Raw genomic sequence first — 23442 nt, forward strand, 5'->3', positions numbered from 1 at the left:
GTACTCGGCCGACCGCGCCCACCTGCTCTACTCGCTGAGCAAGAGCTTCACCTCGTCGGCGGTCGGGTTCGCCGTCGCCGAGGGGCTGATGGGGCTCGACGACACCGTGCTCGGCCACTTCCCCGAGCTCGACGCCGAGGTGACCGACCCGCGCAGCCGGTCGATGCGCGTCCGCCACGTGCTCGCCATGGCCAGCGGACACCGCGCCGAGACCCTCGACCGGGCGCTCGCGATCGACCCGGTCGACGTCGCCCGCGGCTTCCTGCCCACCCCGCCCGACGACGAGCCCGGCACCGTGTTCGCGTACAACCACCCCTGCACCTTCACCGCCGGCGCGATCGTCCAGCGCGTCACGGGCCAGTCGCTCAGCGAGTACCTGCGCCCCCGCCTGCTCGCCCCGCTCGGCATCGGCGCGGTCGGGAGGCAGCGTGACGAGTCCGGCCGCGAACTCGGCTTCAGCGGGCTGCACGCCCCGAGCCACGCGATCGCCGCCCTCGGTCAGCTGTACCTGCAGCAGGGCGAGCGGGACGGCACGCAGCTGCTGCCGCGCGAGTGGGTCGCCGAGGCCACGCGCTCGCCCGTCTCGAACGCGGGCGAGTCGAACCCCGCCTGGGCCCCGGGGCACGGTTTCCAGTTCTGGATGGCTCGCCACCGCTACCGCGGCGACGGCGCCTACGGCCAGTTCGCCGTGGTGCTGCCCGAGCACGACGTCGTGCCCGCCCGGACCGGCCAGGCGCTCGACATGCAGGCCGTGCTCGCCGCGGCGTGGGCGCCCCTGCTGCCCGCCTTCGGCACGGACGCGGCTCGAGTCGGTGATGCCGCGGCCGACGCCGCCCTGGCGACCCGCCTCGCCGACCTGACGCTGCCCGGGGTGGCCGGTCCGACCGAGCACGACGCCGCACCGGCCCGACCGGCGGACGTGGAGGCGCGGGTCGGCGACCAGCACTCCCCCGGCAGCGAGCGGCTCGTCTCGTTCACCGCGGCCGACGGCAACGACCAGCCCGGCCTCACCCTGGTCGAACTGCGCGCCCCGGCCGACGCCGCGACGACGCTCACCCTCGTCGAGGGCGACTCCCGCCTCGTGGCCCGCGTCGAGGCCGAGGACTGGGTCGTCACGGACGGCTCCGGCGACGGGTCCGGCGACAGCTCCGATGAGGGCTTCGGTGTCGGCGACGGCACCGCTGCGACACCGGTCGCCGCGAGCGCCACCCGGTCGGCGGACCTGCTGCACGTCGACCTCGTCTTCGTCGAGACGCCGCACCGCCTGCACCTCACGCTCGACGAGGCCGACGCGACCTTCACCGCCCTGTGGGAGACCCAGCCGCTGCACGCGCCTCGACTGGCCGAACTGCGCATGCCGCGCGACTGACGCAGCGGGGCACGCCGAGCGCAGCGCCGGGATCAGCCGAGGACGCCCGTGTGCTCGAGCACGATGTCCACGCCGATCAGGATCAAGATCACGCCACCGGCGATCTCGGCCGGCTTGCCGAACCTCGCACCCACCCGGCGCCCGACGAGTACGCCGACGAAGGTCAGCACGGCGGTCGTCACGCCGATCAGCAGGATCGCCCAGCCGATCGACACCGGCAGGAACGCCAGGGTCACGCCGACCGCGAGGGCGTCGATGCTCGTGGCGATCGCGAGCACGGCGAGCTCGCGGAGGTTCAGGCGGTCGGTGTCCTTCTCCCTGTCCTCGTGCGACGAGAACGCCTCGTAGAGCATCTTGCCGCCGATGAGGGCGAGCAGACCGAAGGCGACCCAGTGGTCGAACGGCGCGATGTACTGCGCGAAGGTCGTGCCGAGCAGCCAGCCCGCCAGCGGCATCAGGGCCTGGAAGGCTCCGAAGGTGAGGGCGATGACGACCGCGTGGCGCGCGGTGAAGCGCGTCATGTGCAGGCCCTTGCCGAGGGCGACGGCGAAGGCGTCCGCGGAGACGCCGAGCGCGATGAGGAAGAGGGCCCAGAACGACATGGGGGCAGCGCCTTTCGAGACGGTCGGGTGGAGACGCCGGTGTCTCGGAACCTGACGATCCTGGCATGCCGAGCGCGCCTCCTCGATCGGAAAAGTCCTGATCAGAGGTATTCGGCACGCCGAATTCGCGGTGTCGGCGAACCGTCGCGCGGGGCGCTGCGAGCCGAACGCCGACCACCGGCCGCCGACCGCCGACCACCGAATGCCGACCACCGGCCGCCGACCGCCGGCCCACGGCCGACGGTCAGGAGGCGCGGCGCCGCGCAGGCGGGGACACGCACGTCCCGCGGCAGCCCGGCGGGCACTCCCCAGGTGCGGGTGGCGACCTGGGTGACGCGCAGGTCGACGACCGTGCTCGCGAAGGCCAGGGCCGTGGCGGCGTGGCCGCCGACCGCCGACCACCGAATGCCGACCCCCGGCCGCCGACCGCCGGCCCACGGTCGACGGTCAGGAGGCGCGGCGCCGCTCAGGCGGGGACGAGCACGTCCCGAGGCAGCACGGCGTGCACGCCCCAGGTGCGGTTGGCGACCTGGGTGACGCGCAGGTCGACGACCGTGCTCGCGAAGGCCAGGGCCGTGGCGGCGTCGAGCGAGTACAGCTGACGCATCCACTCGACCATCGCGGCGAGCGCGTCCCCGCTGGCGACGTTGAGGTCGGCGTCGAAGCCGAAGGTGATGCGGGCCTCGGGGGTCTCGGCGTGGATCGTCGTGAGCGGGCGGTCCGTCGCCAGGCCGACCCGCGCCTCCGTCGTCATGCCGGTCTCGATCGCGGTGCCGCCGACCTCGCCGTCGCCCTGGGCCGCGTGCCCGTCGCCGAGGTAGAGCAGGGCGTCGTCGACCGCCACCGGCAACCAGAGGGTCGTGCCCGCGACGAGGTCGCGGCAGTCGATGTTGCCGCCCACGGAGGCGCGCGGCGGGATGGTCGAGTGTTCTCCGCCCTCGGCGGGGGCGAGTCCCATCACGCCGAGGAAGGGGGCGATCGGGCGACGCAGGCCCCGGCTCTCGGTGGCCGGGCCGGCGTCGCGGTCGATGCTCCAGAGCAGCCAGGCGGCCTCGGCGGCGACCAGGCCGAGGCGACGGGTGATCGGGGTGTCGGCGGCCGCGGCGACCGTGAAGCCCCAGTCGTCGGGGGTGAGCGAGAGCAGGTCGAGCTGCAGCATGTCGCCCGGACGGGCCCCGCGGACGGCGATCGGACCGGTCAGGGCGTGGCCGCGCCGGGTCGGGAAGAGGTACGGGGTGACCTCGCCGGGCACGGTCTGCGGCTCGAGATGGCCCGAGGCGTCGAGCGAGCGCACGACGACGGTGTCACCGGGGTCGATCGTCAGCACGGGGGCGTGGTCGCGCGAGAAGACCTCGTGGGCGGTGTCGGTGCCGGGGTCGAGGCGGTGGGTCGTCATCGTCCGAGCGTAGGCCGCGGCCCGGGCATCCCGCCGGACGTGCCGCGCCCAGGGGCGCTCGATACGATGGACGCCTGTTCCGCTCCGACCCGCCGCACCTGCTCACAGAGAGACCGACGTCCCCATGGTCCTGTTCTTCCACGTCCTCATCATCGCGATCTCGGTCGTCGGCGCCGGCCTGATCTCGGCCGCGCTCGTGGGTCTCGCCACCTCGAAGTAGCCGCCGTCGGTACCGCCCGAACGGGGTCTGGACGACCAGAGCCCGCGGATGGTCGGATGAGGCAGTGATCGAAACACCCGACACCCCGCACGACCCCGCCCGCCCGAGCCACGACACCGAGACCCGGGTCCGCATCGTGAGGGCCGTCATCACGGCGTTCCGCACGAGGGCCTTCCACGAGACCTCCTCCGCCGTCGTCGCCGAGATCGCCGACCTGCCGGTCGACACCGTCGAACGCCACTTCCCGCGATGGGACGGCCTCGTCATGGCCGCGGTCGACCGGTGGAACGCCGAGCGCATGGAGCCGGTGATCCCGCTCATGCAGAGCCACGGCACCGTGCGGTTCCTCCGGGGCATCGTGGAGCAGAACGTCCTCGACCCCTCCCTCATGCGCCTCCTCACGTCGTTGCTGAACGTGGCGGCGACACCGGGCCACCCGATGGCTCCGACCCTGCGACACGAATGGCAGAAGTTCCACGCCCTCGTCCTGCGAGGGCTCGTCCAGGACGTCGCCCTCGGTCGCGAACCGGCGACCATGCAACCGGAACGCGGAGCCGAGCAGCTCATCGCCCTCTACGAGGGCCTGCAGATGCAGTCCATGGTCCGGCCGCGCATGGACCTCCTGGCCTCGTACGACCGGGCCGTCACACGCCTCCGGGCCGGATGGTCGCAGGCCTACGCCGAGCAGGTCTGGGACCTCGACCACTAACCCCTCCCCATGAGGGCTCGGCCGTGCCGTGAGGGTGCGGAGCCGACCCCCAAAGAGCCGTTTGACGGTCGGGGTCGGAGGCCTGCACGATGACCTCGTGTCCACACTCGACGAACTCCGCGCCACCGCCCACCCGATCCGGCTGCGCCTCCTGTCGCTCCTGACGGGCGTCGCGATGAGCGCCGCCGAGGCCGGTCGCGAACTCGGGCTGTCGCAGGCCACCGCGAGCTACCACCTGCGGGTGCTCGAGCGGGTGGGCCTCGTCGAGGTCGTCGAGGTCGTCACGATCCGCGGCGGCGAGGCCAAGCGTTACCGGCACCTGTCGTCGGCCCAGCCGTTCCCGGTCGTCCCCTCGCCCGTCGAGGGCGCCGACGATGACGCCGACGCCGAGCGCGCCCGCTACGTCGAAGCCCTGGCCGACGAACTGCGCCGCCGCTCCCCCCGGCGGGGGGCGGGCCCCCCGGTCTCGACGGACGCCGAGCCCTGGGCCGACGCCGAGACCGGGCAGCGGGTCGCCGCCCCGGGGGCCCCGCCTCCGCCCCCCTGCACGCCGCCGCACCGCGCCCCCGGACGCCGGGCACGAGCCCGGTGTCGATGACGGCCGCGCTGTTCCCGATGAGGCGACCGTGACCGGGGACGCAGGAGGCGCCTCCTCGGTCCCCCAGGTCGCGAGCGACCGCCGCGGCCCCCTCGCGCACAGCACGTTCCGTTGGCTGCTCGCGGCTCGCACGACGGGCGTGCTCGGCAACGCCGTCGCCCCGATCGCGCTCGCGTTCGCCGTGCTCGACCTGACCGGGTCGGCGGCGGACCTCGGACTGGTGGTGGCCGCCCGATCGATCGCCAACGTCGCCGTGTTGCTGTTCGGAGGTGTGATCGCCGACCGGCTGCGGCGCGACGTCGTGCTCGTCGGGACGTCGCTGGCCGCCGCCGGGACACAGGCCGTGGTCGCGACGCTCGTCGTCACGGGGTCGGCGACGATCCCGCTGCTCGTCGTGCTGAGCGTGCTGAACGGGGCGGTCGCGGCGGTGGGCCTGCCCGCGGCGGCGGCCCTCGTGCCCGAGACGGTGCCGGCTGCCCTGCTGCGGCCCGCCAACGCCCTGCTGCGCCTGGGCCTGAACGGCGGCAGCGTCGTCGGGGCATCGGCCGGGGCGGGCGTCGTCGCGGTCGTCGGGCCGGGATGGGGTCTGGTGATCGACGCAGCGGGCTTCGCGCTCGCGGGGGTCCTGTACTCGCGTCTGCGACTGCCGATCCGGCCGGGCACCCCGTCGCCCGCCGACGAGGGGCCGGGGCCGGGGCCGGGCTCGGGCTCGGGCTCGTCGGTGGTCGCCGACCTGCGCGAGGGGTGGCACGAGTTCACCCGGCGCTCGTGGGTGTGGACCGTGGTGGCGCAGTTCGCCGTGCTGCACGCCGCGTTCGTGGGGGCGACCACGGTGCTCGGGCCCGTCGTGGCCGACGGGTCGTTCGGGCGGGCGGCGTGGGGGCTGGTCGTCGCGGCCCAGACCGTCGGCCTCGGCGTCGGTGCGGTCGTCGCGATGCGCTGGCGGCCCCGGCACGGCCTCGCCGTGGGCGTGGGGCTGATGGCCGTGACAGCGGTGCCGGTGGCGACGCTCGGGCTCGCTCCGGTGGTGCCCGCGCTGGTGGTGGCCTTCCTGCTGGGCGGGGTCGCCCTCGAGATCTTCGCCATCTCGTGGGACCAGTCGCTGCAGAGCCACGTGCCCCGCGCCTCCCTGGCCCGGGTCTACTCGTACGACATGGTCGGCTCGTTCGTCGCCGTGCCGCTCGGCGAGGTCTTCGCCGGCCCGGCGGCGCACCAGTTCGGCACACGGCCGACACTGCTCGTCTGCGCCGCGATCATCGCGGCGACCACGCTCGCGGCCGTCTCGACGCCGAGCGTCCTCCGCCTGACGACCGAGGTGCCGACCGGGGCCACGACCGACCGGGTCACCGGGCCGTGACGGTCGCCAGCTCGTCCCAGTGGGTGGTGGCGCGGGGCGACACCATGTCACGCTTCATGGACCAGCCGCGTCGGTGGCGGAGACCCGCGATGCCGAGCCCCAGGGTGTCCTCGCCGAACTTGCCCGCGATGCGGTCGATGACGGCACCGTAGGCGGGCGGCGACGCGTCGGCCTCGTCGAAGACGTCGAGACTGGCGTGCTCGTCGCGCGGAGTGAGCTCCATGAGGGTGACACCGGCCCGGACGTAGCGCTTGCCGGGTTCGAGCTGCGGGCCGAGGGCGGCGATGGCCGAGCGGTACAGCAGGGCGGCGTCGTCGGTCGGCTCGGGGAACGCCACCGACACCGAGTGGTTCGTGTGGGCGGCGCTGTCGGAGAACGGCGAGGTCGCGGTGAAGCACCGCATCATGCGCGTCAACGAGCCCTGCTTCCGCAACCGGGCGGCGGCTCGCTGCGTGTAGACCGACAGCACCTCTTCGAGCTCGGTGACGGTCGTGATGGGCACCGCGAACGACCTCGAGTGGTAGATCTGCTCGCGGTCGGGCTGCACCTGCTCGATGGGCAGGCAGTCGACGCCGCGCAGCTCGTGCACGACCCGGGCCTGCACGACGCCGAAGCGCGTCCGGATGCGGGCGGCGTCGGCGTCGCGGAGGTCGGCCGCGGTGTGGATGCCGAGCGGCGCGAGCTTCTTCGCCGTGCGGCGGCCGATGCCCCAGACGTCGCCCACGTCGACGCTCGCGAGGATCGCGGTCTGCTGCTCGGGGGCGTAGCTGCCCAGGTGGCAGACACCGGCGAGGGCGGCGTTCTGCTTGGAGCCGCGGTTGGCCAACTTGGCCAGGGTCTTGGTCGGCGCGATGCCGATGCTGACGGGCAGGCCGATGAGCTTGCGCAGGGCGCGGCGGATCTCGCGGGCCTGGGCGATCGTGTCGTCGAGCGAACCGGTCAGCTCGATGAACGACTCGTCGATCGAGTACACCTCTTGGTCGCTGGTGTAGCGGCTGAGGATCTCGGCCGACCGCGCCGACATGTCGCCGTAGAGCTCGTAGTTGCTCGACACCGCGACCACGCCCTGCATCGCCGCGATCGGCGCGATGCTGTGCCACGGCGCGGCCATGTCGACGTTGAGCGCCTTGGCCTCTTGCGAGCGGGCGATGACGCAGCCGTCGTTGTTCGAGAGCACGACGACCGGCCTGCCCTCGAGCGCCGGGTTGAAGACGCGCTCGCACGAGACGTAGAAGTTGTTGGCGTCGACGATGGCGACGCTGCGCTCGGACGTGGTGGACCTGGATGTCGTGGCGGACTCAGACACGGTGCAGGCACCTCGTCACGACGCCCCAGATCGTCGCCTCGTCGAGCTCGGACAGGACGATCTCGGGGTAGGCCGGGTTCTCGGGGCTGAGCACCATCCGCCCCTGCCGGTACGAGAGGCGCTTGACCGTCAGCTCGGCGTTGACGACGGCGACGACCACGTGCCCGTCGTGCGCGTCGAGGCCCCGGTCGACGACGAGCTCGTCACCGTCGAAGATGCCGGCGCCGGTCATGCTGTCGCCGCTCACCCGGACCAGGAACGTCGCGGTCGGGTCGCGCATCAGATGCCGGTTGAGGTCGACCGGCCCGTTGTAGTACCCCTGCGCCGGCGAGGGGAAACCGGCGTGGACGGCTTCGGCGGCCTGCTGCGGCAGCAGGTGGTCGGGGCGTTCGTCGCCGCCGACGGGACCGATGACGGCGGTCACCGTGCGCCCTCGCGCCCTGCCCGAGGGTCGCCGAGGAGGCGCGCGCCGGTTCGCGCGGACGACTGCCGGTGGTCTCTCATCACGCCTCCCACCGAGGACGCTACGACACCCCACCGACACTGTCGGACCCGAGCGGCTCACCGGGGGTGTCGGGCACCGTCCTGATCGATGCCCGGTAGGACCGCGGCCAGTCGTACGAGCACCGAACCGACCGTCTCGAGGGTCACGTCGTCGTACTCGTCGAGGGCCGCCTCGAGCGCCGCGGCAGAGGGGTCGAGGAAGACCGCCGCACGCTCCCGGGCCACCTCGGTGGTGCGGAGCGTGACGACGCGGCGGTCGTCGCTCTCCCGACTGCGCGAGACGAGCCCCAGCGCCTCGAGCCTGTTGACCAGGGCGTTGGTCGCGCCCGAGGTGAGGCCCACGCGCGTCGAGAGTCGACCGGGCGAGAGGGGGGCGCCGTCGTACTCGGCCCAGAGGATCTCGCCGAGGGCGGTGCCGTCCACGGTCGGCAGGTCCATCCGACGCGCGAGCTCACGGGTGGACTCCTGGTAGCTCAGGGCGTAGTGCCGGAGGGCCTCGAGCAGGTGCCGTCTCGGGGTCGTCATGCTCGATCCTCTCATCGACGGGCGGGGCCGGCTGCCCCGTCGGGGGTCAGGCCCGGAGGTGCGGGTAGTCCGCCAACACCGGGACGTGCTTCTCGCTCGTCAGCAGGTTCGCCTGGAAGAACGTCCGCACCGGCCTCGACGCCGCGACGCGGTGGGCCACCCGTACCGCCTTCCGACCCACGGTCGACGAGGGGTGGAACGCTCGGGCCCCGCCGCGCGGCAGGCCCTGGGCGCTGTCGGCGTAGCGGCGCATCTGCCGTTCGTAGCTCGCGAAGGCGCGCTCGGGCTGGTCGGGGGTCGCGGCGAGCTCTCCGGCGAGGATGTGTGCGCCGACCAGCGACAGCGTCGTGCCCATGCCCGTCGGGCCCGACCCCCAGGCGGCGTCGCCGACGAGCGCGACCCTCCCCCGACTCCAGGTCGACATGACGACCTGCTCCATGCGCTGCGTGTAGAACTCGTCGGGGCGTGCCGAGAAGCCGTCGAGTATCCGCTCGGTCCGCCAGCCGGCACCTCGGAAACGTGCCCGGAGCAGGTGCAGCTGGGCCTCGACGGGCAGCTTCTCGAAGCCCATCGGCTCGGACTCGAACGACATGCTCGCCCGGATCGTCCCCTCGTTGTCGGGCCGCACGGAGGCGACGCGTCCCCGTGTGCCCGTGAACCAGTCCCAGGTGTCGACGTCGTCCGGGTGCCGGTCGAGGGTGCCGTAGGTGATGCTGACGCCGAAGTCGCGCAGCTCGGTCTCCTCGGAGAAGAGGAGGCGCCGGGTACGTGAGCTGCGCCCCTCGGCCACCAGGAGCAGGTCGAAGCGCTCCTGGGCGCCGCTGTCGAACGTGACGTCGACACCGGTCCCGTCCTGCTCGACCCCGGTGACGAAGTCGCCGTGGCGGCGCTCCACCTCGGCCGGGACGACGTCGACGAGGATGCCGGCGAGGCGACCGCGCAGGATCTCGACCTCCGCCGTCGGCCCGTCCTGCCCCTCCTCTCGGGGGAACACGGCGTAGGGGCGTCCGTCCTCGTCGACGAAGCGGGTCCCCTCTTCGCCGGTGAGGTTCGCGAGCACCGTCTCCTCGACGCCCATGCGCGTCAGGATCTCGCGACCGAGGCCGCGCACGTCGATGTTCTGGCCCGTCTCGCGAGGAGCGGCGGATCGCTCGAGCAGGACGACGTCGAAGCCGGACTTCGCCAGCCCCCAGGCGAGTGCGGGACCGGCGATGCTCGCCCCGGTGACGAGGACGCGAGGAGTGCGATGCGGGGTGGGACGCGGGGTCAGGGACATGGATGCCTTCCGTCGGTGGTGCCGTCCGGTCAACCTACCCTATTTACTTCACTGTGAAGTCACTTCACCATGAAAAAGAGGTTTGGCCACCCCTCGCCCAGGCCGCCCGGCGCATGTGGTGGATCAGCGAACGGTGACCACGCGGCGCCCCAGCTCGGAGTCGAGCATCGTGTCCATGGCCGTTCCCACCAGGCGGTCCCCGAGGGGGCGTTCGATGCGACCGGAGGCGACGAGCGCCGCGATCCCCTGCATCGTCGCCGCGAAGAGCATCTTGAAGTGGTCGCGCGACTCGTCGTCCGCCGCCTCGGGTGCCGTCGACCCCAGGGCGCCGTCGAGCGTGGCGAAGAGCGTCGCTGCCGCCTCGTGGACGGACTCGGGCGTCGTGGTCGCCTTGACCTGGAACATGAGCTCCATGAGGGCGGCGTCGTCGACGGCGAAGTCGACGTACGCCCGGGCGACACGGTGGAGGCGTTCCGTCCGACCTCCCCCGCTGTCGAGGGCACGCCGGACGGCGGTGGTGAGCCGCTCGAACCCGGCTTCGGCGAGCGCGTCGAGCAACGCCTGCCGATCCACGAAGTGGCTTCTCGGGGCGCCGTGGCTCACGCCGGCCCGGCGCGCGAGGTCGCGGAGCGACAGCCCGTCGACGCCGGACTCGCGCAGGACGCCCACCGCCTCGTCGAGCAGCACGGCCCGGAGGTTCCCGTGGTGGAAGGGCCGTGGGCTCATGCCCTCATCCTAGTCCGCGACTAGTCATTGACTACTTTCTAGACACCGCCTACATTGAGGCCATGACGCATCGACAAACTTTCCTGGTCCTCGGCGCCACGGGGCAGACCGGGCAACACTTCACTCGACTAGCCCTCGAGGCCGGACACCGGCTCCGCGCCCTGGCGCGGACGCCCGGCAAGCTCGCGATCGAGCACGACGACCTCGAGGTCGTGCAGGGCTCCCTCGACGACCTCGACCTCGATGCCCTGCTCGAGGGCGTCGACGCCGTCGTGATGATGCTCGGGGACGCGGCCGCCCAACGCGAGCGGCAGGTGAACACGACCTTCGTCCGATCGCTCGTCCCCGCCATGCGCCGCAGCGGCACGCGACGGCTCCTGTACCAGGCGGGAGGCCTGAGCGCGGCGCCGGGAAAGCCGCTCGCACCGGCGCTGCGGATCGTCCGCAGCACGATCGCCCGCGCGTACATCGGGCAACACGAGGACAACGAGGCCGTCATGCGCTACCTCGACCAGGACGCCCGAGACATCGAGTGGATGGTCCACCGGGCGGGCATCGGCTCCGACGGCCCCTCCAAGGGCGAACTGCAACGCTCGCCCTCGATCATCAGCATCGGGACGTTCGTCGACTGCGCCACGTACAACCTGCACATGCTCTCGGACGACTCGGCCGTCCACACCTGCGACGGCAGCCGCTACCGGCGACGCTGACCGGTCATCGCGGCGGGCCCGACGGCGCGGCGGCGGCAAGGACGAACTCGAGCGCCTGCACCTGACGCGCCGTGGTCCACCGGTCGGGGTCGCCCGCCGCCAGGCTCGAGACCCCCTCCACGGCCGCGACGAGGGCCGCCGCCCGGGTGACCGCCTCGTCGTGACGGCCGGGATCACCGATCTCGAGCAACCGGGTCAGGCGATCGGCGAAGGCGCGGCTGTTGCGGGCGTGCCGTTCGGCCAGGACGGGATCGTCGAGCGCTGCTGCCAGGAACCCGACCCACACGCGCGCCTCGGCGAGCCGCTCGTCATCGGTCGGCAGGGTCCCCAGGACGACGGCACGAACGGCCGCGACCGGATCGTCCGCATCGCCCTCGAGGGCGTCCGAGCGCTCGCGGGTGCGCTCGTGGAGCACGTCTCGGGCATGGAGGAGCAGGGCCCGCTTGTCGCGGAAGGTGTGCAGGACGAGGCCCGTCGTGCATCCGGCTCGTTCGGCGACCGCCCGGAGCGTGAGGCCCGTCGGCCCCCGCTCGGCGAGGGTCGTGAAGACGGCGTCCGAGAGACGCCGTCGGGTGTCGGTCACATCTCGCGTCCTGCTCATCCCCAGATCGTAACGCCTGTTACCGTAACGGTTGTCACGAAAGGACCCCCATGAGCTGGACGATCACTGCGACCCCCTTCGACCACCCGGATGCCGACCGCCTCCGCCGCGCCCAACGTGTCGAGTTGGACGCCCGGTACGGAAGCGACGACCACGAGCCCGGCACGCCGCCGTCGGCAGTCGACGTCCCGGTGTTCCTCGTGGCCCGGGCGGACGACGGCCGCGCGATCGCCTGCGGTGGCCTGCGCCCCCTGGCGGACACGGTGCTCGGGCCGGCCACGGTCGAGGTCAAACGGATGTCCGTCGCGCCCGACGCCCGGGGGTCAGGGGGGGCGGTCGCCGTCCTGCGTGCCCTCGAGGACGCCGCTCGCGACCTGGGCACCCGGCGGATCGTGCTCGAGACGGGCATCCTCCAGCCGGACGCGATCCGCTTCTACGAACGGGAGGGCTACGAGAGCATCCCCCTCTTCGGCCCGTACGTCGGGTCGGCCGAGTCGGTCTGCTTCGCCCGCGAGCTCTGAGCCGCGGCGCCCGCCCCGACCCCGTGGACCCGCGGGCGATCTCCCGACCGACGGCGAGACACGCCTGCAGGAGTGGGGACACGTCTTCTGGGAACGCCCACGGCACGATCGAGGGCGACACCGCGACCTCGTTCCCGGATCATCGGCGGAACTCCCGTCCGACCGGACCGCGACACGGGACGGGACGGGACGGGACGGCCGGAGTCAGCGCTTCGCGGCGCAGGTGACCTGGTCGGCGGACTGACCCGAGACGTTGTCGGGCAGTGCCGCGGCCGTGGGGGCGGCCGACGCCGGCACCGGAGCCGCGCCGTCCGTCGGCACGGCGTCCGCCGCGGGGGTCGCGGGCTCGCCCGGGGCCACGGTCGACGGCGCCGCCGGCGAGCTCGGGACCGCCGCGTCCGGGTCGAGCACAGCCGACCGCCCGAGGCTGTCCGCCGACAGGGTCAGCGGCAGGTCGCGCTGCAACGCCTCGGTCAGGATGGACGCCGACGCCTCGTCGACCAGCACCCGGTTGCGGTCCGCGGGGTCGTCCACCGCCGGGTACTGCACGAACACCATGTTCGACAGCCCGACCGTGTTCACGGCCAAGGCGAGCTTCGCGAGCGTCGACGCGTCGGCCAGGGTGTCGCTCAGCGTCATGTTCGCGAAGGCCACCCGGGCGATCGCCAGCACCTTGGTCGGGTCGGTCAGCGTTCCCGCCGAGACCGTCTGCCGGGCGAGCGCCGAGAGGAACGTCTGCTGGTTGCTGATGCGCCCCAGGTCGCTCGAGTCGCCGACCCCGTAGCGCGACCGGAGGACGGCCCCGGCCTCGGCCCCCGCCAGCGCCCGCGGCCGGCCGGCGGGGGGAGTGCGGGCTGCCCCCGGTGCCGCGGATGGGCGCCCCCGGCCCCCCCCCGCCCCCGCCGATGGCGTCGGCCATCGACACGACCCCCTCGAACGTGATCGACCCCGCGTAGTCGATCTGCAGCCCGGTCAGCTGGCCGATCGTCTGCGCGACGCACGACAGGCCGTTCCGTTGCCCGCCACGCTCCAGCGCGGTGTTGAGCATGGCCCCCGAGGTCGCCGGGCGCACCGTCCCGTCGTCGTTCTGGCAGGCGGGCATCGGCACGATCAGGTCGCGCGGGAAGCTCACGCCCGCCATGTTCGTGTGGTCCTCGGAGATGTGGACGAGCACCGTCGAGTCGTTCTTGCCCGCTCCCGAGCTGGCCCGCTGGTTGGCCGCGTCGTCGAACCCCTCGCCGAGCCCCTCCCGCGTGTCCGTCCCGATCAGCAGCAGGTTCACCTCGCCGGTCTGGGCCGTCAGCTGTGGCACCGGCGACGCCGTCGACCCGTCGGGTCCGGCCAGCCTCACCGTGGGCGACGCACCCTGCAGCACCTGCCACGTGGCGATGGCCGCCACGGACGTCGTGCTGACGAGGACCGCGGCCAGCGCGGCCGCCGTCACCTTCGCCACGACCGCCGCGGGGTGCCCGCGGCGGAGGCGACCGTGGCGGGCGATCCCGCCCTCGCGCACCGCGCCTCCTCGGCTCGCCGCGCCGTCGCGGGCGTCGGGTGCCCGCTCGGTGCGTCCGTCGTCGGTCATGCGCGCTCCCTCGGCGATCGGCGGCCCAGGCGGCCCCTCTCGAGGGGAAGCATAGGAGGCGCGGGCCGGGAAACCGCGGACGGCGCCTCGGCGGCGCCCCGGACGACGCGGTCAGACGGTCTCGCCGAGCGGGGCGGGGGCGGCGGCGGGGAGGACGTCCCCGGCCAGGCGGCCCGCAGGGGGCCGGACCCCGACCAGCCGCGCAGCTCGGCACCGACCGTGTCCCGGAACGTGGCGGCCTCGTCGCGGTCGCCCACGACGACGTCGAGCCGCAGCCGCGCCAACTGTTCGGTGACGCGGACGGGCAGGCCCCAGGCCTGCAGCACGAGCACCTCGGACGCGGCGCTCAACGCCGGGAAGTGCCGCCGGAGCTTCTGCTCGACGACGTGCAGCACGGCCACCTCGTCGGTGGGGTGGATCACTCCGGTCAGCGAGATCATGCCTGATGGTCCGCCCGGGAGGTTACGGCAGTGTGGCCGCCCGCTGTGAAAGCACCGGGCCGCGCCTCCTCCCGGCTCGAGGCTCGTCCCCCGACGGGTCCCCCGGCCGGTCCCCCGCCGCCGTGACCGTGTTGGCAGATCGGCCCGGTGTGGGCATGATCGTCACATGGCGAAAAAGCTCAAGACTGCCCACCGCGACCTCGTCGAGGCGCTCGACCACCACCTCAAGGTCATGCAGGAGAAACCGCTGTCGAGCAAGCGTGCGGGGCGGGCCACCGCCAAGCTGCGTCTCGCCGTCTCGGCGTACTCGGCGGTCGTCGCCGACAAGACGGGCCCGCCCGACCCGTTCGTCGACTACGACGCCCCCGACCCGGCCCCCGTCGCGGCCCCCGCCGCCCAACGCGCCGCCATCGCCCACAAGAAGTCGTCCGACCAGGGCAAGCTCGACTGACCCGACCGCGCCGCGCCTCCTGGGGGGGGTGCCGTCGCACCGCGGAGTGAACATCGCACCGTCGATGTCGGCGGTGCGATGTTCAGTGGGCGGGGCGACTCCGGCCGGGCGGGCGCGGCACGTCAGCCGGGGACGGGCGCGCCTTCGACGAGCGCCCGGCCGCCGTCGGCCGTTCTGCGCGCCGCGCCGGCCCGCCCGAACGCGTCGAGCCAGCCGCCCATGGGCCACGCGCCCCCCCGTGCGGCGAACGGGCCCCCGTGGCGCGCGGCGTCGGCCAGATGTCGCCAGGGGGGCGGCGAGGTGGGGGGGTACTGGTGGTACGCGGGGGCGCCGCCGACCCAGACGAGCGGCCCGTCGAGCGAGCGAGCGGTGAACGCGAAGTCGGTGTCCTCACCGCCGTAGCCCTCGTAGCGTTCGTCGAAGCCGCCGAGCCGCGCCCGGGGGCCCGGCGCCCCCGCGAACGAGAGTGGCCAGAACAGCGGGTAGTCCGCAGCGGCGGCGGCGACCGTCGAGCCGGCAGGAGGCGCGGGTCGCGCCGCGTGCGGAGCGGTCGCCCCCTCGAGCCCCTCGCCCGAGCCGAGCACGAACCCTTCGGGCAGGTACGTGACGGGCCCGCTCAACAGCGCCCCCGGGTGGCCGAGGGCCGCTTGTTCGTAGAAGCGGAAGAGGTCGGGGCCCGGGACGCAGTCGGCGTCGAGGAAGACCATCAGCGTCGCGCCGAGGCCGACGGCCGCGTCTGCTCCGCGGTTGCGCCCCGCGGCGAGGCGCAGGCCGTGGGGGCCGGGCGGCACGTGCACGGTCGTCGCGCCGACCAGGGCGGGCACGTCGGGGGCGGGGGTCTCGTCGAGCCAGACGACCACGTGGCCGGCGTCGGGAGCGACCTGCCGGACGAACCGCAGCTGGTTCGCGACGTGCTTCATGCGGGTGGCGGACGCGAGGGTCACGACGACGACGGTCACGACGCGACTCCTGCGAGGTCGGTGCCGACGGCGAGGTCGTCGCGTGCGGGGCCGACGCCGCGCGCGCCACGACCGGCCACCTCGGCGACCACCGCGGCGGCGCGGGCGGCAGCACCCTCGACCTGCCACGCGGACCAGTCGGGCTGGAGGCTCCGGGCGTGCTCGATCAGCGCCGGCCACTCGTCGTCGGCCGGCCAGGACGACGCGACGACGACGAGGCCCGCCCGGTCGAGCGCGCGGGCGGGCGTGAGCTGTTCGTCGAAGGGTCGGGTCTGCGGCACGACCACGGCGCGGGCACCGAGGGCGGCCAGGTCGGCGACGGTGTTCTGACCGGCCCAGGGCACGACCACCTCAGCGGAGGCCATGGCCGCCCACGGGTCGTCGACCCAGGGGTCGAGCCCGAGGGCCGACCAGGTCGTGCCGGGTGTGGCCCGGGCCGCCCGGGCGACCGCGGCCGCGAGGTCGTCGTGGTCGCTGCCGCCGGCACCGCCGACGAAGAGGACGCTGCCGGGCACGACGGCGGGCGTGGGCGACGCGCCCTCCCGCCCGTCCTGCCGCGAGATCCCGCCGACCCAGCGCACCTTCTCGGCGACCCGGTCGAGCGCCGACGAGACGTGCGTCCCGGCGGGCCACGGGGCGATCACGCGCGACGCCGCGTCGTACGCGAGTCGGTGGGGTTCGTCGGTGCGGTCGCCGGGCTGCGAGACGACGACGACCTCGACACCGAGCAGCCGGACGAACAGCGTCACCTCGACGGAGACGTCGACGACCATCGCGTCGAGGGGACGCCCGGCGGCCGCGGCCCCGGCGATCGCGGCGGCGATGCGACCCAGGCGGGCGGTGTGCCCGGGGTGCCCCACCGGAGCCCAGTGCAGCAGGCCGCCCACGGTCGGCGACGCGTCGGCCGGGTGACGGACCACGCCGTCCGGGCCCGTGGTCGGGGCGTCGTCCCGCTCGAGCTCGACCCAGGTGGTGTCGGCCGGCAGGTCGACGGGAGCGGCGAGCGAACCGAAGACGACGACGTCGGCGGCGAGGGGCGGGCGGGCGGCCGAGAAGCGGGGGCGGTGCCCGGCCCCGTGGTGGTGCCCGTACCAACCGACGAGCGGGCGAGCGACCGTCGAGGTCACGCCGTCACGACCCGTCGTCCCGTGCCGGCCGGTCGCACGGTCGAGAGACCGCCGGCGAGGGCCGAGGAGGCGCGGTGTCGGCCGCCCCCGACGGTCGCCTCGGTCACGGAGACGGCCGGCGTGACCGGCACGCGGACGTCCGAGGCGACGGCGTCGGCGTACAACTGCTCGAGCACGGCGGCCCGGGTGCGCAGCGAGAACCGGTCGACGGCGTCCTGCCGCACCGTGCGGCGGGACTCGGCGTCCGTCCCGACCCGGCGCAGCAGGTCGTCGGCCGCGCGCGCCATGCCGTCGAGGTCGCCGGCGGGGACCAGGGCCGCCCCGACCGAACCCGCCACGACCTCGGGGACTCCCCCGACGGCGAACGAGACGACCGGCGTGCCGGTGACCAGCGCCTCCGCGATGACGAGGCCGAAGGGCTCCTCCCACACGGGCGTGACGAGGGCGCAGCCGCTGTGGCCGACGAGGGCCGCGAGCTCGGGCTGCCGCAGCTCGCCGACGTAGTGGGCAGTGACGCCGAGGTGCGGGGCGACCTCGGTCTCGAAGTAGTCGACGTCGCCGATGCGACCCGCGATGACGAGGCGGCGCCCGGCACGACGGGCAACCTCGAGGGCGAGGTGCAGGCCTTTCTCGGGCACGACGCGTCCCGACCAGACGAGGTCGTCGCCGCCCGGGCCGAAGCCCCAGCGGTCGGTGTCGACGCCGTTCGGCAACACGGTCGCCTCGACGCCCTCGGTCGCCCACGCGGCCGCGGTGTGACCGCTGACGGCGACGAAGCGGCTGCGCGGGCCGTCGGACGAGCGGTGCGCGGCGAGCATGTCCGGCAGGGTCGGCGTGTGCAGGGTGCTGACCATCGGCACGCCGATGCGGTCGGCCCGGGCGAGCGGCACGCCGTGCAGGCTGTGGTTGTCGACGAGGTCGTAGTCGTCGGCGTGGTCGGCGACGTACTGCTGGGCGCGTTCGAGGGCCGGCAGCGCACGCTCGAGGTAGCCGTCGGGGTAGGTCGTGTCCGTCGCCTCGGCCGGGTCGTCGAAGACCACGGCGGGCAGCACGAATTCGGGCGGGCTCTGGTCGAGGTGGTCCGAGCCCTCGGTCGCGATCAGCGAGACGCGGTGACCGCGCTCGCGCAGGGTGCGCACCTGGTGGTGCACCGACGACTCGAGGCCGCCGGCGAACGGCTCGCGGATCGGGTAGCGCAGCGGCGCCACCACGACGATGCGCAGGGGCCGGGAGGCGCGGGTCACGCCGTCACCGCCGCGACCGTCGCGAGGGCCCGTTCGTACACGGCGAGGTGGGCGGCGGACACCTCGTGGCGCTGTCGTCGTCGCACGGAACGACGCTGGTGCTGCAGCGCGGCGCGGTGCGGGGTGCCGCGGCGGGAGGCCGGCACGCGGGCCGGGTCGTCGTGCGCGTCGGCGGGCTCGTCCACGGCGTGCGGGCTGACCAGGGCGATCACGGCGGCGGCGAGCGACGCGGGGTCGTCGAGGTCGAACGAGGCGGTCGGGCCGGGCGCGGGGGGCTGTGCGGGGGCGTGGCCGGCGCGGGGCGCGGCGACCGGCACGGCGGGGTCCCAGCACAGCTCGACCCAGCCCGAGGGCGTCCCGTGGCGGTAGGGCAGCACCGACACGTCGAGGTCGGCGAGCGACCGTTCGAGTTCGGCGTCGGTCAGGCGCGGGTGCTCGGCGAGGGGCGCCGACGGGCCGGCGGCACGGACGAGCTCGCGGATGCGGTCGGCCTGCTCGGGGTCGCGCACGCGCTCGTTCAGGTCGACCCGCGCCTCCACGGCGGCACCGGTGGCGCGCAGGGCCCCGACCGCGGCGAGCAGGGTGCGGACGGTCTCGACGCCCGCGACGTTGGGCCGCAGGTCGCGCAGGTGGACGCCGACGACGACCGTGTCGCCGGGTGTGCCGACCGGCAGCTCGGCGTCGGGGGCGGCGGTGGCCGGGTGCGCGATGACGGTCGGGCGGCGCCCCCTGCGGGCCTCGACGTCGTCGGCGGAGGCGTCGGTCAGGGTGATCGGCTCGTCGGCGGCCGGGATGAGCACGTCGAGGTGCTCGACGTGGGGCGCTTGGTCGACGAGCTGCGGGTTCGTCAGGTCGTGCACCGTGTACACGAGCGGCAGGCGCAGGTCACGCAAGGTCTCGACGACGGCGACGAGATGCTGGGTCGGGTACGACTCCGTGCCGAAGTGCACGTGCAGCAGGTCGATCTCGGGGGCGTGCGCCCGCAGCCAGGCGGCGTCGAGCACGACCGGGGGCCACCAGCGGGCCGGCTCGGCGGGGTCGGGCAGCGGGTCGGCGAGGTGCACGACGCGACCCGTCGGGTCGAGCAGCGAACGGACGTAGGGGTGGCCGGCCGGGACCGACGCGACGCGGATCGGGGCGACGGGGGCGACGACGGAGGACGTCGGGGCCGTGGTCGACGGCGACGTCGGGGCGTCATGGGTCATCGGGGCCTCCTCGGCGTGATCAGGTCGCTCGCCGTGCCGGACCGGCACAGGGCCTGTCTCGCGGGACGACGAGCACCCGCGACGATGCGGGTGAGGGGTGCCGGGGCTGGCGGCGGGAAAGGATGACGCGACCGGGGGAGTCGCTGTTGACTCAACATAGGCCCGCGCGACCCCCTTTGTCCGTTCCGAGTGCGGGCCGGAGGGAAGCATGTCCGAACAGCGAACCGAACCCGACGGCCGCACCCGTCACTACGGCGACTTCTACGGTCTGAGCGAGCCCGAGGGCGACGGGGCGATCGCCCTCGTGGTGGGCAACTGCCAGGCCGAGTCGCTGCGCATCTTCCTCGACGGCGCAGGCCTCACGACCGTCCGCATGCCCCCGGTGCACGAACTCACGGCCGCCGACCTGCCGCAGCTCGAGCGGTGGCTCGGCCGGGCCGGTCTGCTCGTCTCGCAGCCGGTGCGCGACGACTACCACGACCTCCCGCTCGGCACGGCCCAGCTGGCCGCGATGCTGCCCCGGGAGGCGCGGGTCGTCCGGGTGCCCGTCGTCCGGTTCGCGGGCCTCTACCCCGCGCACGTCATCGTCCGACCGCCGAGCGACGTCTCGCTCGTGCCGCCCGTGGTCGAGTACCACGACGTCCGGCTGATCGCCGAGGCCGCCGGGCGGCCGCTCCCGACCGACGCCCTGACGCCGGCCGTCGTGCGGTCGGCCGCCGAGCTGTCGCTGGCCGAACTGCGGAAGCGCGAGGCCGCCCACGACACCGTCGTCGCCTCGGACCTGTTCGAGGTCGGCGCGGGCACCGACGGGACCGGCACGCCTCGCTTCGACCAGATGCGCACACTGAACCACCCCGGCAACCCGGTCTGGACGGCCCTCGCCTCGCGCGTCCGTGAGCGCCTCGGCCTGCCCGGGCACGTCGTCGACCCGGGCCGGCCGGTGCTGGCGAGCGTGCACGCCCCGCGCGAGCAGGCCGTGATCGACGCCTGGGGCCTCGACGACGAGCCGACCGACCACTGGGTCGTCGGCGGCGAGCGCGTCGACGCCGACGAGGTCCGCCGGGCGCACCTCGCCTGGTACGCCGAGCACCCGGACGCGGTCGAGGCCGCGCTGGCCCGCCACGCCGACACGTTCGCGCTGTGGGGTGCGGCGTGAGCGGGGCGGCGGTCGACCCCTCGGCCCGCGAGGCGACCGCTCGGGACGCGGCCCGCTCGACCGCGCGGGACGGTGCGGCGGCGACGATCGACCTCGCCGAGCTGCCCGTGGTGGTCACGCACCACGACCCGCAGCACGGCGTCGCGACCTACGCGGCCCAGATCGCCGCGACGGTCGAGGCCCGCACCGGGCGGCACCTCGCCCTCGACGTCGCCGACCTGCTCGACGTGCCGGACGACGACTCCGTCGACGTCAGCGTGCCGCGGGCGCACCTGCAGTTCACCGACCGGCTCTGGGGCCCCTCTCCGTCGGCCGCGGCCGACGTCGTCGAGCACCTGGCCGACACGACGGCCCTCACCGTCACCCTGCACGACCTGCCCCAACCCTCGGACGGCGAGCGCAACCTGAGGAGGCGCGGCGAGGCCTACGGTCGCGTGGTCGCCGCCGCGCGGGGCGTGGTCGTCAACAGCGAGCACGAGCGCGCCCTCCTGCGCGAGTGGGTCGGCTTCGACGGTCCGGTCGAGGTCATCCCCCTGCCCGTCGACCGGCATCCGCTGCCGGCGGGGCAGACCGGGCCGGCCGGGCGACCCGAGCCCGACGGCGACGTGGCGGTCATCGGGTTCTTCTACCCGGGCAAGGGGCACGCCGAGGTCGTGGCGGCCGTGGCCGGACTCGCGGCCGTGCGGCCCGACGCCGACGGTCACCGGGACGGCGACGGGGCGACGCGACCGGACGCGCAGGCGACGGGCGTCGTGGCGCTGGGCCGCGCCTCCTCGGGTCACGAAGCCGAACTGCGACAGCTGGTCGACGAGGCCGCCGCGCTCGGCGTGCCGTTCGGCGCGCCGGGCTACCTCGACGACGCGACGCTGCTCGACCGGGCCCGGCGCGCGTCGGTGCCCGTGGCGGCGCCCCAGCACGTGTCGGCCTCCGGATCGATCGCGACCTGGGTCGCGGCGGGGCGACGCCCGCTGGTGCCCGACCCGAGGTACTCGCGCGAGATGGCGACGCTCCGGCCGGGCACGCTGACGCTCTACCTCGACGGCGGCCTGGCGGACGCGATCGCCACCGCCCTGGCCGACCCGGCGTCGACCTGGCTCGACGACGACGCCCGCACCCTGCCCGGCCTCGACGAGGTCGCCGACGCCTACGCGGCGTGGTGGGCCGAGGGGGTGCGCTGGTGAGCCGCGACGCCGGGTCGCCGGTGTCCGCCGCGACCGGCACCGCGCCTCCTGCGGGCGGGCGGTTCGTCGCCGGCAACGCGTGGGACGGCCTCGACGGGGTGGGGCCCGCGCGCCGCCGCTCGTCTCGGGGGTCGTCGTGCACTACCGACAGCAGGCCGAGCTCGACCGGCCGCTGGCGGCGCTCGCGCGACAGAGCTCCCCCGCCGCCCGCCTCGAGGTGATCGACGTCGACGACGGGTCGCCGCCCGCCCCCACGGCGCCCGAGGGGGTGCGGCTGATCGTGCAGGAGGACCGCGGGTTCCGACTCTCGGCCGCCCGCAACCTCGGGGTCGCCGCGTCGTCGGGGTCGGTGCTCTGCTTCGTCGACGCCGACACGTCGCCCGAGCCGGACTACGTGCTGCGACTGACCCGGCTGCCGGCGCTCGCCCCCGAGGCCGTCACGGTCGGGCAGCGGGAGCACGCGGACTTCGCGGGGGTGCTGGGCGGGGACGGCGCCGTGCCGGTCTCCGAACCGGTCGAGGTGGCGGGGCCCGCCCACGAACTCGAGCAGCCGCGCTGGCTGCAGCAGGCCTACGGCTGGTCGGCCGACCTGCTGCACGCCGACGACCGGTCGTACCGCCACCTGATCGGTGCGGTCACCTGCTGCCCCCGCTGGTTCTTCGACCAGGTCGGCGGCTTCGACGAGTCGTTCACGAGCTACGGCGGCGAGGACTGGGAATGGGCGCACCGCGCGTGGCTCGCCGGCGGCGTCTTCGCGCACGTGCCGGGTGCCGTCGCGTGGCGCGACGGGCCGGACTGGGCGGGGCGCGCGGCGGGTGCCGGTTCCGGGTCGGTCTCGGCGGCCGGGGCCGACGCCGCGGCCGAGCGGGCCGCCCGCGAGGACGAGGAGGCGCGGCGCCAGGCCGAGAAGAACGGCGAGACCCTGCGCCTCGCCGACCTGATCGCGGTGCGCGGCTCCCGCGGGTTCGGGGTGCGGAGTCGCGCCGTCGACGTCTGCGTCGAGCTGGACGGCACCGCCGGGACGCCGATCTCGGCCGGGGCGGCGTTCGTGGCGGTGGCCAGCGTGCTGGCGGCGACGCCGGACGTGACGGTCGTGGTGCCGGACGACGTGGCGCCGGTGTTCGAGGCGGATCAGCGGGTGCTCAGCCGGTCGTCGGAGGCTGCCGAAACGGCGCTGGGCGGTGCCCGGGTGGTCGTGACGTTCGACGGGCCCGTCCGGGTGCTGCCCGCGATGGAGGCCGGCGGCTCGGACGACGCCCGGGTGCAGGCGCTGGCCGCGGCGGGCGGGCTCGGGGACGACGTCGTGCGCGACCTCCGGGCGGCGACGGACGCGGTCGGCGTCGGGTCGCTCGGCACGGTCGAGTTGGTGGACTCGTCGGGCCGCGTGCTCGTGACGGTGGAGTCGCGTCGCGCCGCCCTTCGCGCCCGACGCTGGGGGGCGGGCGTCGCGTTCGTCTCGCACCGCGCCTCAGTGGACTGGCTCACGCCCGTGACGGGCGAGCCCAGCGTGGCCGCGTACCTCGGCGGCTGGGGCTGACCCCGGGCTCGCTCCGCTCGCCCCCACCGCGTCGAGTGGTCCCGAATCGTCCTTCGTCGGACCACGGAGGACGATTCGGGACCACTCGACCGTCGGCCGGAGGGGCGACGGGGCACGGGGGTGCCTCGATAGGGTGGCGG

Annotated in this window: 25 protein-coding genes and 2 pseudogenes; 11 read left to right on the forward strand and 16 right to left on the reverse strand. The window is 74.6% G+C overall.

Annotated features, from left to right (window positions below):
* Positions 1 to 1369, forward strand: a 1369-nt coding sequence (locus tag AEQ27_RS14635) for a serine hydrolase (RefSeq protein ID WP_054147339.1), incomplete at its 5' end; no start/stop codon positions are given.
* A gap of 32 nt (positions 1370 to 1401) precedes the next feature.
* Here AEQ27_RS14635 and AEQ27_RS14640 read toward each other — a convergent pair.
* Positions 1402 to 1971, reverse strand: coding sequence for a manganese efflux pump MntP family protein (locus tag AEQ27_RS14640; RefSeq protein ID WP_054147340.1), 570 nt, complete (start codon positions 1969 to 1971; stop codon positions 1402 to 1404).
* Between the two features lie 466 nt (positions 1972 to 2437).
* Positions 2438 to 3367: an acetamidase/formamidase family protein gene (locus AEQ27_RS14645; RefSeq protein ID WP_054147341.1), complete on the reverse strand. Its 930-nt coding sequence runs from the start codon at positions 3365 to 3367 to the stop codon at positions 2438 to 2440.
* 284 nt (positions 3368 to 3651) lie between these two features.
* On the opposite strand from AEQ27_RS14645, the gene AEQ27_RS14650 reads away from it, so the two are divergent.
* The 3 genes from AEQ27_RS14650 to AEQ27_RS14660 all read left to right on the forward strand — a co-directional run bounded on the left by AEQ27_RS14650 (position 3652) and on the right by AEQ27_RS14660 (position 6251).
* Positions 3652 to 4296 (forward strand): TetR/AcrR family transcriptional regulator, encoded by a 645-nt coding sequence (locus AEQ27_RS14650; protein WP_054147342.1) that lies wholly within the window; start codon positions 3652 to 3654, stop codon positions 4294 to 4296.
* A 97-nt stretch (positions 4297 to 4393) separates the two neighbouring features.
* Positions 4394 to 4894 (forward strand): helix-turn-helix domain-containing protein, encoded by a 501-nt coding sequence (locus AEQ27_RS14655; protein ID WP_235451111.1) that lies wholly within the window; start codon positions 4394 to 4396, stop codon positions 4892 to 4894.
* Between the two features lie 28 nt (positions 4895 to 4922).
* On the forward strand, positions 4923 to 6251 hold the full coding sequence (locus tag AEQ27_RS14660) for an MFS transporter (protein WP_054147343.1): 1329 nt from the start codon (positions 4923 to 4925) through the stop codon (positions 6249 to 6251).
* Here AEQ27_RS14660 and AEQ27_RS14665 read toward each other — a convergent pair.
* The 5 genes from AEQ27_RS14665 to AEQ27_RS14685 form a co-directional block, all read right to left on the reverse strand.
* Entirely contained in the window at positions 6238 to 7557 is a 1320-nt protein-coding gene (locus AEQ27_RS14665; RefSeq protein WP_054147344.1) for a Y-family DNA polymerase, read from the reverse strand. The two genes, AEQ27_RS14660 and AEQ27_RS14665, sit on opposite strands and share 14 nt — an antisense overlap.
* Positions 7550 to 7981, reverse strand: coding sequence for a translesion error-prone DNA polymerase V autoproteolytic subunit (locus AEQ27_RS14670; protein WP_143048573.1), 432 nt, complete (start codon positions 7979 to 7981; stop codon positions 7550 to 7552). Before AEQ27_RS14670 ends, AEQ27_RS14665 begins: the two co-directional genes overlap by 8 nt.
* Before the next feature lie 137 nt (positions 7982 to 8118).
* Positions 8119 to 8586 carry a MarR family winged helix-turn-helix transcriptional regulator gene (locus tag AEQ27_RS14675; protein WP_054147345.1) on the reverse strand — a complete coding sequence of 156 codons (468 nt, stop codon included), beginning with the start codon at positions 8584 to 8586 and terminating at the stop codon, positions 8119 to 8121.
* Positions 8587 to 8632: 46 nt separating this feature from the next.
* A complete protein-coding gene (locus AEQ27_RS14680) occupies positions 8633 to 9862 on the reverse strand; it encodes an FAD-dependent monooxygenase (RefSeq protein ID WP_054147346.1) in 1230 nt (409 codons plus the stop codon).
* A gap of 123 nt (positions 9863 to 9985) precedes the next feature.
* The gene (locus AEQ27_RS14685; protein WP_054147347.1) at positions 9986 to 10588 is read right to left on the reverse strand and encodes a TetR/AcrR family transcriptional regulator; all 603 of its coding nucleotides are present in this window, start codon (positions 10586 to 10588) and stop codon (positions 9986 to 9988) included.
* Between the two features lie 62 nt (positions 10589 to 10650).
* On the opposite strand from AEQ27_RS14685, the gene AEQ27_RS14690 reads away from it, so the two are divergent.
* Complete coding sequence (locus AEQ27_RS14690; protein WP_054147348.1) at positions 10651 to 11298, forward strand: NAD(P)-dependent oxidoreductase; 648 nt, start codon at positions 10651 to 10653, stop codon at positions 11296 to 11298.
* Between the two features lie 4 nt (positions 11299 to 11302).
* Here the strand turns inward: AEQ27_RS14690 and AEQ27_RS14695 are convergent, their stop codons facing one another.
* Positions 11303 to 11899, reverse strand: a complete 597-nt coding sequence (locus AEQ27_RS14695) for a TetR/AcrR family transcriptional regulator (protein ID WP_054147349.1) — start codon at positions 11897 to 11899, stop codon at positions 11303 to 11305.
* Positions 11900 to 11949: 50 nt separating this feature from the next.
* Between AEQ27_RS14695 and AEQ27_RS14700 the strand changes: the two genes are divergently transcribed.
* Positions 11950 to 12420 carry a GNAT family N-acetyltransferase gene (locus tag AEQ27_RS14700; protein WP_054147350.1) on the forward strand — a complete coding sequence of 157 codons (471 nt, stop codon included), beginning with the start codon at positions 11950 to 11952 and terminating at the stop codon, positions 12418 to 12420.
* A gap of 204 nt (positions 12421 to 12624) precedes the next feature.
* On the opposite strand, the gene AEQ27_RS18410 is transcribed toward AEQ27_RS14700, so the two are convergent.
* The 3 genes and pseudogenes from AEQ27_RS18410 to AEQ27_RS18820 all read right to left on the reverse strand — a co-directional run.
* Positions 12625 to 13092 carry a hypothetical protein gene (locus AEQ27_RS18410; protein WP_235451112.1) on the reverse strand — a complete coding sequence of 156 codons (468 nt, stop codon included), beginning with the start codon at positions 13090 to 13092 and terminating at the stop codon, positions 12625 to 12627.
* Between the two features lie 45 nt (positions 13093 to 13137).
* Positions 13138 to 13251 (reverse strand): annotated as a pseudogene (locus AEQ27_RS18815) (LCP family protein); the annotation flags it as partial.
* Positions 13252 to 13378: 127 nt separating this feature from the next.
* A pseudogene (locus AEQ27_RS18820) lies at positions 13379 to 13552 on the reverse strand (LytR family transcriptional regulator); the annotation flags it as partial.
* Here AEQ27_RS18820 and AEQ27_RS18415 point away from each other — a divergent pair.
* Positions 13467 to 14057 (forward strand): hypothetical protein, encoded by a 591-nt coding sequence (locus AEQ27_RS18415; protein ID WP_235451113.1) that lies wholly within the window; start codon positions 13467 to 13469, stop codon positions 14055 to 14057. The pseudogene AEQ27_RS18820 and the gene AEQ27_RS18415 sit on opposite strands and share 86 nt — an antisense overlap.
* Here the strand turns inward: AEQ27_RS18415 and AEQ27_RS14715 are convergent.
* Positions 13999 to 14442, reverse strand: a complete 444-nt coding sequence (locus AEQ27_RS14715; RefSeq protein WP_054147353.1) for a hypothetical protein — start codon at positions 14440 to 14442, stop codon at positions 13999 to 14001. The genes AEQ27_RS18415 and AEQ27_RS14715 overlap by 59 nt on opposite strands.
* 166 nt (positions 14443 to 14608) lie before the next feature.
* Between AEQ27_RS14715 and AEQ27_RS14720 the strand changes: the two genes are divergently transcribed.
* On the forward strand, positions 14609 to 14893 hold the full coding sequence (locus AEQ27_RS14720; protein ID WP_054147354.1) for a hypothetical protein: 285 nt from the start codon (positions 14609 to 14611) through the stop codon (positions 14891 to 14893).
* A 122-nt stretch (positions 14894 to 15015) separates the two neighbouring features.
* Here the strand turns inward: AEQ27_RS14720 and AEQ27_RS14725 are convergent, their stop codons facing one another.
* Genes AEQ27_RS14725 through AEQ27_RS14740 form a run of 4 tightly spaced genes read right to left on the reverse strand, consistent with a single transcriptional unit; the run spans position 15016 to position 19428 of the window.
* Entirely contained in the window at positions 15016 to 15852 is an 837-nt protein-coding gene (locus AEQ27_RS14725) for a glycosyltransferase family 2 protein (RefSeq protein WP_054147355.1), read from the reverse strand.
* Positions 15849 to 16979: a glycosyltransferase gene (locus tag AEQ27_RS14730; RefSeq protein WP_152970399.1), complete on the reverse strand. Its 1131-nt coding sequence runs from the start codon at positions 16977 to 16979 to the stop codon at positions 15849 to 15851. The genes AEQ27_RS14725 and AEQ27_RS14730 overlap by 4 nt, the downstream gene beginning before the upstream one ends.
* On the reverse strand, positions 16976 to 18223 hold the full coding sequence (locus AEQ27_RS14735; RefSeq protein WP_082383628.1) for a glycosyltransferase: 1248 nt from the start codon (positions 18221 to 18223) through the stop codon (positions 16976 to 16978). The genes AEQ27_RS14730 and AEQ27_RS14735 overlap by 4 nt, the downstream gene beginning before the upstream one ends.
* Positions 18220 to 19428: a hypothetical protein gene (locus AEQ27_RS14740; protein ID WP_152970400.1), complete on the reverse strand. Its 1209-nt coding sequence runs from the start codon at positions 19426 to 19428 to the stop codon at positions 18220 to 18222. The genes AEQ27_RS14735 and AEQ27_RS14740 overlap by 4 nt, the downstream gene beginning before the upstream one ends.
* 208 nt (positions 19429 to 19636) lie before the next feature.
* Here AEQ27_RS14740 and AEQ27_RS14745 point away from each other — a divergent pair, with 208 nt between their 5' ends.
* From AEQ27_RS14745 to AEQ27_RS14755, 3 genes are all read left to right on the forward strand, one after another.
* Positions 19637 to 20584, forward strand: coding sequence for a WcbI family polysaccharide biosynthesis putative acetyltransferase (locus tag AEQ27_RS14745; RefSeq protein ID WP_054147357.1), 948 nt, complete (start codon positions 19637 to 19639; stop codon positions 20582 to 20584).
* Positions 20581 to 21765, forward strand: coding sequence for a hypothetical protein (locus AEQ27_RS14750; protein ID WP_152970401.1), 1185 nt, complete (start codon positions 20581 to 20583; stop codon positions 21763 to 21765). Before AEQ27_RS14745 ends, AEQ27_RS14750 begins: the two co-directional genes overlap by 4 nt.
* A 79-nt stretch (positions 21766 to 21844) precedes the next feature.
* A complete protein-coding gene (locus AEQ27_RS14755; RefSeq protein WP_054147359.1) occupies positions 21845 to 23302 on the forward strand; it encodes a glycosyltransferase family 2 protein in 1458 nt (485 codons plus the stop codon).
* Positions 23303 to 23442: the final 140 nt, after the last annotated feature.

This window comes from Frigoribacterium sp. RIT-PI-h, assembly GCF_001297205.1.
In the GTDB taxonomy this organism is placed as follows: domain Bacteria; phylum Actinomycetota; class Actinomycetes; order Actinomycetales; family Microbacteriaceae; genus Frigoribacterium.